This is a genomic window from Aeromonas sp. 9A (assembly GCF_963900955.1).
GTDB classification, from domain to species: domain Bacteria; phylum Pseudomonadota; class Gammaproteobacteria; order Enterobacterales; family Aeromonadaceae; genus Aeromonas; species Aeromonas salmonicida.
The window spans coordinates 692,386-704,606 of the sequence record NZ_CAWRFG010000001.1 but is presented as its reverse complement, the minus strand read 5'-3'; the positions used below and the strand labels follow the sequence as shown (position 1 = coordinate 704,606).

At 55.7% G+C, this 12,221-nt stretch carries 12 protein-coding genes; 6 read left to right on the top strand and 6 right to left on the bottom strand.

What is annotated here, in order from left to right; genetic code table 11:
- The first annotated feature begins 147 nt into the window (after positions 1 to 147).
- The 6 genes from AACX78_RS03510 (at position 148) to AACX78_RS03485 (ending at position 4,529) form a co-directional block, all read left to right on the top strand.
- Positions 148 to 855 carry a hypothetical protein gene (locus AACX78_RS03510; protein ID WP_201302768.1) on the top strand — a complete coding sequence of 236 codons (708 nt, stop codon included), beginning with the start codon at positions 148 to 150 and terminating at the stop codon, positions 853 to 855.
- Positions 856 to 954: 99 nt separating this feature from the next.
- Entirely contained in the window at positions 955 to 1,752 is a 798-nt protein-coding gene (locus AACX78_RS03505; protein ID WP_159165398.1) for a hypothetical protein, read from the top strand.
- Positions 1,753 to 2,049: 297 nt separating this feature from the next.
- The gene (locus AACX78_RS03500) at positions 2,050 to 2,487 is read left to right on the top strand and encodes a GNAT family N-acetyltransferase (RefSeq protein ID WP_011789173.1); all 438 of its coding nucleotides are present in this window, start codon (positions 2,050 to 2,052) and stop codon (positions 2,485 to 2,487) included.
- Positions 2,488 to 2,791: 304 nt separating this feature from the next.
- A complete protein-coding gene (locus AACX78_RS03495; RefSeq protein ID WP_111589027.1) occupies positions 2,792 to 3,250 on the top strand; it encodes a hypothetical protein in 459 nt (152 codons plus the stop codon).
- Between the two features lie 161 nt (positions 3,251 to 3,411).
- Positions 3,412 to 3,789 carry a MerR family transcriptional regulator gene (locus AACX78_RS03490; protein ID WP_159165397.1) on the top strand — a complete coding sequence of 126 codons (378 nt, stop codon included), beginning with the start codon at positions 3,412 to 3,414 and terminating at the stop codon, positions 3,787 to 3,789.
- Positions 3,790 to 3,926: 137 nt separating this feature from the next.
- Positions 3,927 to 4,529: an NAD(P)H-dependent oxidoreductase gene (locus AACX78_RS03485; protein WP_159165396.1), complete on the top strand. Its 603-nt coding sequence runs from the start codon at positions 3,927 to 3,929 to the stop codon at positions 4,527 to 4,529.
- Positions 4,530 to 4,574: 45 nt separating this feature from the next.
- Here AACX78_RS03485 and putP read toward each other — a convergent pair whose 3' ends face one another.
- The 6 genes from putP to AACX78_RS03455 all read right to left on the bottom strand — a co-directional run bounded on the left by putP (position 4,575) and on the right by AACX78_RS03455 (position 12,168).
- Positions 4,575 to 6,095 carry a sodium/proline symporter PutP gene (gene putP, locus AACX78_RS03480; RefSeq protein WP_159165395.1) on the bottom strand — a complete coding sequence of 507 codons (1,521 nt, stop codon included), beginning with the start codon at positions 6,093 to 6,095 and terminating at the stop codon, positions 4,575 to 4,577.
- Between the two features lie 288 nt (positions 6,096 to 6,383).
- The gene (locus AACX78_RS03475; RefSeq protein WP_159165394.1) at positions 6,384 to 7,310 is read right to left on the bottom strand and encodes a L,D-transpeptidase family protein; all 927 of its coding nucleotides are present in this window, start codon (positions 7,308 to 7,310) and stop codon (positions 6,384 to 6,386) included.
- 177 nt (positions 7,311 to 7,487) lie between these two features.
- Positions 7,488 to 8,738 (bottom strand): mechanosensitive ion channel family protein, encoded by a 1,251-nt coding sequence (locus tag AACX78_RS03470; RefSeq protein WP_159165393.1) that lies wholly within the window; start codon positions 8,736 to 8,738, stop codon positions 7,488 to 7,490.
- Positions 8,739 to 8,871: 133 nt separating this feature from the next.
- The gene (locus AACX78_RS03465; protein ID WP_159165392.1) at positions 8,872 to 10,071 is read right to left on the bottom strand and encodes an acetate kinase; all 1,200 of its coding nucleotides are present in this window, start codon (positions 10,069 to 10,071) and stop codon (positions 8,872 to 8,874) included.
- A gap of 217 nt (positions 10,072 to 10,288) precedes the next feature.
- Positions 10,289 to 10,759: a YhcH/YjgK/YiaL family protein gene (locus tag AACX78_RS03460; RefSeq protein ID WP_159165391.1), complete on the bottom strand. Its 471-nt coding sequence runs from the start codon at positions 10,757 to 10,759 to the stop codon at positions 10,289 to 10,291.
- 302 nt (positions 10,760 to 11,061) lie between these two features.
- Positions 11,062 to 12,168: a 1-acyl-sn-glycerol-3-phosphate acyltransferase gene (locus AACX78_RS03455; RefSeq protein ID WP_021139500.1), complete on the bottom strand. Its 1,107-nt coding sequence runs from the start codon at positions 12,166 to 12,168 to the stop codon at positions 11,062 to 11,064.
- Positions 12,169 to 12,221 lie beyond the last annotated feature (53 nt).

Genomic DNA, 12,221 nt, shown 5'->3' with positions numbered 1-12,221 from the left:
ACATCCCACCTTGGATATTGCAAGAGCAATGCTCCCCTCTATGTTTGCGACGCTTGCTCAAAGCAGTTGAAAGAAACAGCTATACGTCACTATTTCTCACCAAGACCCTACTCAGTTCCCGAGCCATCAAGCAAACTTTGGCGATATATGGACTTCACGAAGTATGTAAGCCTCCTCTCCTCTGGAGGGTTGTACTTTGCCCGTGCGAATTGCTTCGAAGACACGTTTGAGGGTGCAAAAGGCCTTAAGCGGAACAAGGCGCGATGGGATGATTACTATCTAAAATTCTTTCGTGCAGCAATAGAAAACCCACCGAAAGGCTATGAATGCAAACTTTCAAATAGTGAAATCGATGAGCAGGCTCAGAAACTGCTACGAGATATGGAAGTTGGGGGAGAATACCATCGAAAACGAACCTTTATCAGCTGCTGGCATGCAAGCGAACACGAGTCGGAGGCGATGTGGCGCCTTTACTCGAGCTTCCTTTCCAACGCAGTAGCAGTGCGAACATCTTATGAAAGTCTATATATGGCCTTGGGGCAAAATCCTTCGATAAGCATTGGCCGCATTGAATATATAGATATGAAAGAAAGTTATGCAGGGGTAAACGACGTATTCTGGAGGAAGCGAAAATATTTTGAGCATGAAAGAGAGGTCAGAGCTATTGTCACTGACTATGAAAGCCAGGAGATCGGGAAAATTATTCCCTGCGATTTAAGTGTTCTTATCGAAGAAGTCTTTGTTTCTCCAAAGGCGCCAAGCTGGTTCGTTGACTTGGTGAATGATGTTAATGACAAGTACTCCGTCAAGGTAAAGGTTAGCTCCTCGGAACTTATCGAAGAGCCGTTCTTTTGAGGGTCAACCGCCTAACAACTGGTTCAAACCGTTCGCTGCGCTCACTGGGACGGACTAAAGCCCGCCCCTTAACCAAACGTTAAGTCTCAAGGAGAGAACATGCCAAAATATGAAACTGCATATTTTTTGAATGATGACAACGTTTGGGAACCAGTATCATATCGTGAGTTAAGGGATGAGAATATGCGTGCCCGCCTTCGTGATAAAGACTTGCGAGAAAGAAAAAGCGGGGAAATATTACTCGGGATAAGAAATCACCCCGATACGCCTCATTTCTTCAGGAAACGATTAATTCGTAAAAACATCGAAAAAGGTATGAATGAGTCGGAAAAACATAATAATGTAGTTGGGTTTTTAGAGAAATATCTCGACCAAAAATTCAGCAAGCACGATTTTGGTTACTATGAAAGGCCGTGGGCTAAAGACAAAGGTTTTGGAAGTATTGTTAAAGCAAAATCATTTAAATGGGGTAAGGAAGTAGGCTTTGGGCTAGCCTATGGGAAGTACGTCATATTTGACATTCTCGGTCGTTCATCAGAGAATATTTCTCTGTTAGATTCATCTCCATATGTAGCTATAGAGGTGATTGATACACACTTTCATTCGAAGGATGCTTTTATCGCTCTGTTGGAGTTATCAAAAAATCTACCTTTTATTATTCTTTATTACTATGTAAACAAGTTTCCGCTATTTAATCAGCATAAAGATCCACTTCGATCCAATGGTTACTCTAAGATTAGAATTCATAGCTATATTGCAGACGGCTCATTCTGGATACGAGACAGTCGTATTGAAGAGGGGGACGATGTTATGGTATCTCCTGATCTGCCCAGTGAGTATTACAATCTCATCAAAGAGCGACTACTCACAGAGGGTTTTATTCGTAAAGAAACTTAACAAATTTCTGCACGCGGAAAAATTACTCACTGCGATCGATGAGAATGATGAAAGCCTGTTCTATGAACACCTCCAGTTTATTCTTATCCTTGGGCGTAAGGCGGATACTTCACAAGATCCTGAAAGCCTCATAAATAACATTGCCAAACTTGAAGAAATGGTAAAAATTTTGGTCAACCACAGCTATCTTCGCTCAAAGAAATTTGCGCATGGTTCGGGCTGCCATTTAACAAGCGCGTCAATTAGGACGCTCGCAAGCTCACGCCTATTACGCGGGCTTTAGAGCTAAGGAAAGTCATGAATATCACATTGGAAGAGATTACAAGTTCAAATTATGAAGACGTATGTGACTTAGATGTCACGGATGAGCAACAGGAATATGTTGCGAGCAATATGTGGTCTTTGGTTGAATCACATTACTGCCAAGGGCATACCTGCAGAGCTATCTATCAGAACGATAAGCCTGTCGGTTTTTTCATGTGGGTATCTGAAACGCCTGAAAAAGTTTCTATCTGGCGCTTTATGGTGGATCAACGCTATCAACAATCTGGTATTGGCAGAGTTGCACTAAATTTGGCGCTCAATGAAATCAAAGCCAGTGACAAAGTAAAAGAAATAGAAATTTGCTATGACCCTGAAAACCCAGTGGCCAAAAATTTTTATTCAAGTTTTGGCTTTCAGGAAGTGGGGTTGGATGAAGATGGTGAAGATATGTTGGCAGTCATCAAGCTGTGAGCTCTAACAATCGCCTTAAACATCGCGGCCTACGGCCGCTGGACTCGCAACAAGTTGCTCGCCGTTTAGGCGAGCGTTAGATTTCACGGAGCCCGCAGGTTAGAATAGCTAATAATATTCGAGCTATCGCGAAAAAAAATACCAAACAACAATTAACCAGATAATGATAAGGCCTTCCCCTGTCAATGGATGATGATCGCCCCCCCATGAATTGGCGTGGTTACGGCTGTTACATTTTAGTTTGGTGGTAGTACCTTGGCAGCCTATTCAATGGGCGTTATTTATTAATCCAACAGGAACAGTGATGAAGTATTCATTAAATTGGAAGCAGCCATTACTCTCAATGAGCAAGCGCTTCTTTATATTTATCACATTGATGTTTGCAGGATGCGCTGCGCTCAGTACATACAAAACTCAACTCAGCATGGAGCTGGGTGTCTGGCTCTTTTACCAATATCTGAAAATACTGCTAGCAGCCTTCGCTGTATTGTTCGTGATGGCGCAAGCGTCCAGGTTGTGTTCAGTCGAATTGAGAAGTGAGGATGTTGCTGGTAGAAACCGATTTTTCCGAAAAGTATCCATACCATATGCGGAAATGGTGGGGGTGAGTATGGGAAAACTGCTCATCGTCAACTGCATGGTCATTCGAACCAACAGCCTCAAGCACATTTACGCCCCTTTTGATCTGGACGGTTTCTCGGATCTTTCGGATAAAATCGATGCCAAGTTAAAGCATCGAAAAGCATCAAGGAATGACTCGTAACCTAAACAAAAATTAGGACACCCACTATCTCGATAGCAGACTTGTCTGGCAAGGTGGGTGCCCCCTGCCAATCCAACTCTCCCCTCCCCCACGGGGATTCTCTCCCGCCAGCCACTGACCTATAGTGAGCCCCTACTCGAACAACCTTTGCGAGCAGCAATATGTATATCGGCGAATTTGCCCGTCTGGCGGGCACCACACCCAAGGCGATCCGTCTCTACGAGCAGCTCGGGCTGCTGCCAGAACCCAGGCGGCGCGGCAAGTATCGCGTCTACCGTGCGGAAGACTTGGAGTGGGTCGGGTTTATTCGCCAGGCCCAGCAGCTGGGTTGCAAACTGAGTGAGCTCAGATCCCTGCTGGCTGGCCTGACCGATATGGCGCAATTTCCCTGGCAGGAAGCCGAACGCCTGATCGCCTGCAAGCTGGCCCAGCTCGCCGCCGAGACTGCCCGCCTGCAACACCAGCACCAGCAGCTGGAACAGTTCGCCGAGCTGCTGCAACAGCATCCCTGCCGCACGCCACTCCTCCAGCAAGACTAAGCCCTGACAAACGCCCTTCAATAGCAGGCCGGTTGCACTGACCAGCGATCTCATGAAAGAGGGCAACTACCCCCCCTTGACTCTGTCCCATGGGACAGAGGGTCTAATGCGGGCTCACCCCATCAGGAGTCCTGCCCATGCCACCCCGTCTGCTTGTCATCAACGGCAATCCCAAACCCGACAGCTTCTGCCATGCCCTGGCCAGCGAGTATGCTCGCAGCGCCGAGGAGGCTGGCGCAGAGGTCACACTGCTGCACGTGGGGGAGCTGGCCTTCGAGCCGGACTTGCGCCATGGCTATGACCTTATGCCGCCGCTGGAGCCGGCTCTGCTGGCGTTGCAGCAGAGCCTGAGTGCCGCCCATCATCTGGTGATCGTCTCCCCCCTCTGGTGGGGCAGCATGCCGGCCCGTCTCAAGGGTCTGCTGGATCGCACCCTGCTCTCCGGCTTCGCCTTTCAATATGTCAAGGGCAAGGCCCAGCCCCTGCGCCTGCTCGCGGGCAAGACGGCGCGCCTGCTGCTTACCATGGACAGCCCTGTCTGGTATTACCGCTGGTGGCTGGGGGATCCCGCCTCGCGCATCCTCGACAAGCAGGTACTGGGGCTGTGCGGCATCCGGCTTACCCACCGCCAGCACCTGGGGCCCATGCACACAGCCAGCGATCAGGACAGGGCCCGCTGGCTGACAGAGACCAGCGCTGCGGCCCGCGCCGATGTGCGCCGGCTAAGTCGCCGCACATGAAAAAGCCCCGCATCGCGGGGCTTTTTGTTATTGGCGGTGGCCGACTCAGTTGACGGCGACCGGCTCGCTCATGCTGGCAGGCGGCGGAGTCTGAAACTCGCGCTCGGCCTCGTTGAAGCGATCCACCATGGCCTTGGAGGGCGCCTTGTCCAGCAAGCTGAACACCACAATCGCCAGAGCGGAGAAGAGGAAGCCCGGGATGATCTCATACAGCCCCAGCCAGCCGAACTGCTTCCAGACGATGACGGTGATGGCACCGACCAGCATGCCTGCGAGGGCGCCGTTGCGGGTCATGCGCGACCAGAGCACGGAGAGCAGCACAACGGGACCGAAGGCGGCACCAAAGCCAGCCCAGGCGTAACTCACCAGCCCCAGTACCCGGTTCTCCGGGTTCACGGCCACGGCAATGGCGATAAGCGCAATCACCAGCACCATGGCACGGCCAACCCATACCAGCTCCTGCTGGGAGGCGTTCTTGCGCAGGAAGGGCTTGTAGAGATCTTCGGTAATGGCGCTGGAACAGACCAGCAGCTGACAGCTTAGCGTGCTCATCACGGCCGCCAGAATGGCGGAGAGCAGCACGCCGGCAATCCAGGGGTTGAACAGTATCTTGGAGAGCTCGATAAAGACCCGCTCCGGATTGCCGGTGACACCGGCGGCTTGCTCGGTGAAGGTGGAGAAGTAGGAGAGGCCGAAGAAGCCGATGGCCACGGCGCCGCCGAGGCAGAACACCATCCAGGTCATGCTGATGCGGCGGGCATTGACCATGGAGTGGTGGGAGTCCGCCGCCATGAAGCGCGCCAGTATGTGGGGCTGGCCGAAGTAGCCCAGGCCCCAGGCCATCAGCGAGATGATGGCGATGAGGTCCAGGTTCTTGAACATGTCGAGGTTGCTGGCGTTCTGCGCCGCTACCTGCACCATGGCGGTGTCGATGCCGCCGACGGCGATGATGACGAATACCGGGGTGAGGATCAGGGCGAAGATCATCAGGGTCGCCTGCACCGTATCAGTCCAGCTCACCGCGAGGAAGCCGCCGAAGAAGGTGTAAGTGATGGTGGCCGCGGCACCGACCCAGAGGGCGGTCTCATAGCTCATGCCGAAGGTGCTCTCGAACAGGCGGGCACCGGCCACCACGCCGGAGGCGCAGTAGATGGTGAAGAACAGCAGTATCACCAGGGCGGAGAGGATGCGCAGCACCCGGCTCTTGTCCTCGAAGCGGTAGGTAAAGTAGTCCGGCAGGGTCAGGGCGTTGCGGTTCTTCTCGGTGTGAACCCGCAAGCGACCGGCCACCCAGCGCCAGTTGAGATAGGCCCCTATGGTGAGGCCGATGGCGATCCAGCTCTCTGAAATACCGCCGATGAAAACGGCGCCCGGCAAGCCCATCAGGAGCCAGCCACTCATGTCGGAGGCCCCGGCGGAGAGGGCGGTGACCCAGCTCCCCATTCGGCGGCCGCCGAGAATGTAGTCGTCAAAGTTGCGGGTGGCGCGATAGGCGATAAAACCGATCAAGACCATCCCGAGGATATACACCAGAAAGGTGATAAGCATGGGGGTGCTGGCTGTCATTCAAAACTCCATTAGGTGACGTGTGTACCCGTTCTGACGACGGGCTCTTCCTTAAAAAACCGCCCTAGCTTAATCAGCAGATCCCATGACCTCAACCACTTTTAACAAATAAAAAACACAATATAAACGTTTCATCTCTAACTAACGAACCACTCAAGGAGAGATGCGCCGGATTTTATCCTGAGACAGCAAGGGCTTGTCTGCTCCCCCCGCCCCCTGGCGCCAAGTGGCATGAGCGCAAAAAAAGCCCCGACCAAAGATTGGGGCTTGAGACGATGAACGACAGGATCAGCGATTGATGGCGATCGGCATGCCGCTGCGCTGCTCCAGCGCCTGCTTGACCAACTGGGAGTCGCTGTCGGCATGGGCGATAAAGCGGGTCGCGGCCTGGGTCATGGGCAGCGGAGCAGGCAGACTGGAGTTGAACTCGGCTTCGCTGCGGGAGAGCGGCTGATGTACTTCCAGATAACGGCGGCCATCGGGCTCGACGGTGGCCTTGATGGGCTGGTTGACGAACTGCACTCGCGTGCCGACCGGTATCTGCTTGAACAGGTACTCTATGTCTTCGTTACGCAGCCGCACGCAACCGTGGCTCACCCGCAGACCTATGCCGAACTGGGCATTGGTGCCGTGGATGGCGTACATCTTGCCGATGTAGAGCGCAAACAGCCCCATGGGGTTGTCCGGGCCGGCGGGCCAGACTGCCGGCAGGCTCTCGCCACGGGCGGCATACTCGGCATGCATCTTAGGCGTAGGGGTCCAGGTCGGGCCCGCCTTCTTGCGCTGCACGCTGGTCACCCAGTTTTCCGGGGTGTCGGTGCCGAGCTGACCTATGCCGATGGGCAGCACTTCCACCACCTTCTTGCCTTTCGGGTAGTAGTAGAGGCGCATCTCGGCCACGTTCAGCACTATGCCTTCGCGGGGGGCATCCGGCAGTATCAGCTGATGGGGGATGACCAGCTTCTCGCCGGTCTGCAGCAGCAGGGGATCCGCCTTGGGGTTGGCTTCGAGCATATTGGTCAGCCCCAGCTGGAATTTGGCGGCCACGGCCTCCAGCGGCTGGCCGTTTTCGGCGGCCGGCACCACGTATTCCATATTCTCACCCACCAGACGGCTGTTGGCCCCGGGCAGATCGTATTGAACGGCAAACACAGGCGCGGCGGCCAGAACAAGGCTGCAGCACAGAGCAGCCGCACTATTGCGAAGGAGCTTCATAACTTTCCCATGATGATGACTTGATTGACGTCTCAGGGCTGACAGCTGATTCAAGAGGGATCAGGGGCGCGAAGAGAAGGCCGCCATTTTTCTCCTCTGCACACCAAATTTCAACTGACAACTGGATACGGGTCGATGATTAATATGGCGTTTCCCCTGCCACCTCGACCCGTGTCCTCACTCCTTTTGTCCCCTCTGCCAGGCACGCATATCGTAACCTGTGGGAGATTGATGCAACCGCAGATGAAATTGCTCAATGATGGCGAAGATATGGTCGAAAATATCGGCCTGGATCCCTTCGTAATCCGCCCAGGCCGTGGTCGCGGTGAAGCAGTAAATCTCCAGCGGCAGACCGTTGGTAGTCGGTGCCAGCTGGCGCACCATCAGCGTCATGTCCTTGCGAATACCGGTATGGGCGCGCAGGTAGGCGTCCAGATAGGCGCGCAGGGTCCCAAGATTGGTAAGGTGACGCCCGTTGATGGGGCAACTGAGGGCATCGCTGAGCTGCTGGTTATAGGCGCTCAACTCCTGCTCCTTGCGGCTCAGGTAGGGTGCCAGCAACTGGGCCTGCTTGAGCTGCAACTGCTCGTCGGCGGTCAGGAAACGCACACTGGTCATGTCGATATTGACGCTGCGCTTGATGCGGCGGCCGCCGGATTCTGTCATCCCCTGCCAGTTCTTGAAGGAGTCGGAGATGAGCGCATAGGTGGGGATGGTGGTGATGGTCTTGTCCCAGTTCGACACCTTGACGGTGGTGAGGCCGATATCGGTCACCTCGCCGTCGGCGCCGTACTTGTCCATCTGCAACCAGTCGCCGACGCTGAGCATGCGGTTGGCGGAGAGCTGGATCCCCGCCACCAGGCCGAGGATGGGGTCCTTGAACACCAACATCAACACGGCTGTCATGGCACCCAGGCCACTGAACAGGAAGAGCGGTGACTTGCCGAGCAGCAGGGCGATCATCAGGATGCCGACCAGTATGCTGGCCACCAGCTTCACCCCCTGAAAGATGCCGCGCAGGGGCAAGTCTCGCCCGAGCCGAGTGTAACGACTCACCGACAACAGGCAATCGAGCAGGGCAAACAGGGCCAGCAGCAGGAACAGCAGGATCCAGAGCTGGGCCAGCATCTCGATCCATTGCAGACTCTCGGATCGGTGCGGCAGCCAGAGTTCGGCCTGACCGAGCAGCACGGCTCCCTGCAACACGAACGCCAAGCGGTAGAAGAGCCGCTGTTGCAGATGAGATGGCAGCCACACCTGCTTGGTCTTGCCAAGGATACCCACCAGCCGCACCAGCAACACCCGGTGCAACAACACATGCAATATCAGCGAGGTAAGGACGATAAAGCCCAGGGCGATCACCAGCGCCATCAGGCTGGTTACCTCCACCCCGAGGCCAGCCAACCAATTGAAAAACATCTCTTTCATCCCTACCTCCTCGTGCTGAAACAGTGGTCAGGGTACGTATCTGCCATCCCATGTCAAATGACAAGTCGCTCAGCCGGAAGCCTGAAACGACAACGCCCGGCGCAGGCCGGGCGTTGTATCGGAGCTAGGGGCGTTAGCCGACCAGACTCAGGGCATCGCGGGCAATGACCAGCTCTTCATTGGTGGGCATCACCAGCGCCAGACGGCTGCCTTCAGTCGTGATGGGGCCTTCTCCACCGAGCACGGCGGCATTGTTGGCTTCTTTATCTACCTTGAAGCCGAACAGGGCCAGACGATCCAGCACCATCTCGCGCACCATGGCGGCGTTTTCACCGATACCGCCGGTGAACACCAGGGCGTCGAGGCGACCCTCCATGGCAGCAGCGTAAGCGCCAACATACTTGGCAACTCTGTAGGTGAAGACATCCAGCGCACGCTTGGCACCGGCGTCGGTCGCATAGTTGGAGGTGACATAGCGGCAATCGCTGCTCACCTCGGTCAGACCCAACAGACCGGACTCGCGGGTAAGGGTGTGGTTGATCTCGTCCACGCTGTAACCGAGCTGATCGTGCATGAAGAAGACGACGGCGGGGTCGATGTCACCGGAGCGGGTGCCCATCGCCAGCCCTTCCAGCGGGGTCAGCCCCATGGACGTATCGACGGACTCGCCGTTCTTGATGGCGCAGACGGAGGCACCGTTGCCCAGGTGGCAGTTGATGATGTTGAGCTCGGCCAACGGCTTGCCCAGCGCCTTGGCGGTCTCTTCCGCGATAAAGCGGTGAGAGGTGCCGTGAGCGCCATAACGACGGATACCGTTCTCTTTATAGAGCTTGTAGGGCAGCGCGTAGAGATAGGCTTCCTGCGGCAGCGTCTGGTGGAAGGCGGTGTCGAACACGGCCACGTTCTTCTCGGCAAGCTGCGGGAAGACCTTGAGCGCGGCACGAATGCCGATGAGGTGCGCCGGGTTGTGCAGGGGGGCGAACGGAATGGCGGCCTCGATGCCGGCGATCACGCCATCATCGATGCGAACGGAGCGGGAGAACTGCTCGCCACCGTGCACGATGCGATGGCCGATGGCCACCAGCTGCTCGGCCAGAGTCGGATCCTGAGGCAGGATGTGGCCCACTATGTGGTCGAGGGCGGCCTGGTGAGCGGCACCCGCTCCCAGCATGGCTTCGCCCTTGACCCCGTGGAGTTTCCATTTGATACGTGCATCATCCAGATTGAAGCATTCGGCCAGGCCGGACAGCATGTCCTCACCTGTTTCGGCGTCCATTACGGCAAATTTCAGGGAAGAGCTACCGCAGTTAAGGATCAATACCAACTTGCTCATGTTCTACATCTTCCTGTGCTTCGGCTTTATGCCGACAGTGTCGTGTCATCCAACAATGGATGGGATTCCCCTGCCGGGGGCTTATGGTCGCAGGAAAGTGCGCCCAATTTTTCAATACGTTAAGTGCGGGTCCCGAAGACGCTGTGCACTCGATTCATCATGGGGTCGGTGTGAACCCGGAGGGTGCCGCGCACCCGTTGAGCTGCCGTGCTGACGGCTACAGGCCAGCCAGCAAATCCTTGTGCACCTTGACCACCAGCTTCTTCACGTGAGCCGGCTGGTTGGGGGTACAGAGAGGGCGATGCAGTTCTCCCGGCCAGAAGATGGCAAAATCACCGGGCTGCAACGCCAGATAACTGGTCTGTTCGTCGTCGACGAACCAGAGATCGGGGTGGGGATAATCGGCGCCGTCATTGACGTAACTGTGAGGCCCGACACCTATCCACTCTTCCCCGCGCAGCAGCAGTTGTATATCCAGATACTGCTGATGGAACTCGCCACGGCGATCCGCTGCCGGCTCGGTCAGCTCTTCGCTCACCAGACAGAACAGCGTGAGGCCGTCGATCTCTGTCTTGCCGAGCGGCGCACTCAGCCAATGGTCGACGCTTTTCACCACCTCGACCATGATGCGGGCCAGCGGGGCGGGCAGCGGCGTTCGCTGCAGGGTATTCAGACTGCCGGTGATCATGGCGAGCGGATCCTTAGGTGTATTCAGGCGGCATCTTTGCCGCAAAATGAAAAAGGACCCTGTTCAGGTCCTTGTGTCGCACCATCTGCAATCCATGCAGACAGGAAGCGCCTATTTGCTCGTGCCGAGCGTCTGAGGTCACTGTTACACACTCATCCGCTGCTTGCCAAGAGACGAAAACGCATTCGTCCGGTGATCGTACCAGCTGAAACAATATTATTCACTACTCCATCGTCGTCGACTTTGACCAGACGCAAAAACGGGAGCATCTGCTCCCGTTTTTTTCACACAACCGGTGTCATTCAAGCCTTGCGAGCGTTTTCCACCGGCTTGGCATACATGGCGCGCCAGATGGCCTTGTGCTCTTGTGGCACCTCTGACTGACGAGTCAGGAAGGCCGCCTGCTCTATGGTATTGGCCTTGCCGGACACATCTGCGGCCAGGTAGTTGCCCGGGAAGAGGCGATAATTGCCCCAGATTGCCTTGTCGATCAGCGCAGCCAGCTCGTCCGGATCGCTGAAACCCTCGCTGATGGGGGCGCCGAAGGAGACATGTACCCGCCCCTTCTGGCCGACGATGCCGGCAACTATGCTCTCGATATCCTCGAACTCGCCTTTTTCGTAGCTGCCGTTGACCGACTTCTCGTACAGCTCGCGCGCCTTGGCCTTGTCGGTGGGATCCAGCTCATAACTGATGCTGACCGGCACTATGTTGAGGCTGCGCATGTAGTCGACGAAGTCGATTTTCTGCTTCTTGCCGTCTACATAGAACATCTTGAGGATGGCGGGATCCGTCTTGTCATCGCCATTCTTGGCGCGCCCTTCCTTCTGGGCGATCCAGATGGAGTGGCCTTCGTGCACCGACTGGCCGATATAGGCGGACAGCTCGCCGAGCATTTTCATCATCTCCCGCGGCCCCTTGGCGGAGCGCTTGACGATGAAGCTCTTGTTGAGCTTCATCAGCTCGGTGGCGCAGGGTTTGCGCAGCAGGTTGTCACCGATGGCGATGCGCACCGTATCAAAACCATGGGTATGCAGCCCCCAGTTGACGAACGCCGGATCCATGGCGATGTCCCTGTGGTTGGAGACAAACAGGTAACCCTGCTCTTTCTTGAGGTGTTCGAGGCCGGAGAAGGTCACGCCCTTGGTGGAGGTGGCGATCATGCGGGACATGTAACGGGTCACCCCCATCTGCACCTGATGGATGGTGGTCACCTTGGACCACTTGTAGCGCAGGAATTGGCGGATCAGCGGGCGAATGGCCCAGCCCAGCCAGCTCATCAGGGAACCGAAACGATACTTGGCGATGGCGCCGATAAATTCATCATCCTGGATCAGCCGTTCGATGGCTGCCGGCACTTCTTCATCGCGGTAGGGACGAATGTCCGCGAATCTATCTACTTCAGTCACAATGTCAGCCTTGCGTGTAAGGAGTCGCGGCCAACCGAGTTGGCCGGGAAATT

What these genes read in the sequence shown, in the direction of transcription:
- AACX78_RS03505 (WP_159165398.1), top strand. Translation starts at nt 955, where the DNA reads ATGCCAAAATATGAAACTGCATATTTTTTGAATGATGACAACGTTTGG.
- AACX78_RS03495 (WP_111589027.1), top strand. Translation starts at nt 2,792, where the DNA reads ATGAAGTATTCATTAAATTGGAAGCAGCCATTACTCTCAATGAGCAAG.
- AACX78_RS03500 (WP_011789173.1), top strand. Translation starts at nt 2,050, where the DNA reads ATGAATATCACATTGGAAGAGATTACAAGTTCAAATTATGAAGACGTA.
- AACX78_RS03485 (WP_159165396.1), top strand. Translation starts at nt 3,927, where the DNA reads ATGCCACCCCGTCTGCTTGTCATCAACGGCAATCCCAAACCCGACAGC.
- putP (WP_159165395.1), bottom strand. Translation starts at nt 6,095, where the DNA reads ATGACAGCCAGCACCCCCATGCTTATCACCTTTCTGGTGTATATCCTC.
- AACX78_RS03465 (WP_159165392.1), bottom strand. Translation starts at nt 10,071, where the DNA reads ATGAGCAAGTTGGTATTGATCCTTAACTGCGGTAGCTCTTCCCTGAAA.
- AACX78_RS03510 (WP_201302768.1), top strand. Translation starts at nt 148, where the DNA reads ATGGACTTCACGAAGTATGTAAGCCTCCTCTCCTCTGGAGGGTTGTAC.
- AACX78_RS03475 (WP_159165394.1), bottom strand. Translation starts at nt 7,310, where the DNA reads ATGAAGCTCCTTCGCAATAGTGCGGCTGCTCTGTGCTGCAGCCTTGTT.
- AACX78_RS03460 (WP_159165391.1), bottom strand. Translation starts at nt 10,759, where the DNA reads ATGATCACCGGCAGTCTGAATACCCTGCAGCGAACGCCGCTGCCCGCC.
- AACX78_RS03490 (WP_159165397.1), top strand. Translation starts at nt 3,412, where the DNA reads ATGTATATCGGCGAATTTGCCCGTCTGGCGGGCACCACACCCAAGGCG.
- AACX78_RS03470 (WP_159165393.1), bottom strand. Translation starts at nt 8,738, where the DNA reads ATGAAAGAGATGTTTTTCAATTGGTTGGCTGGCCTCGGGGTGGAGGTA.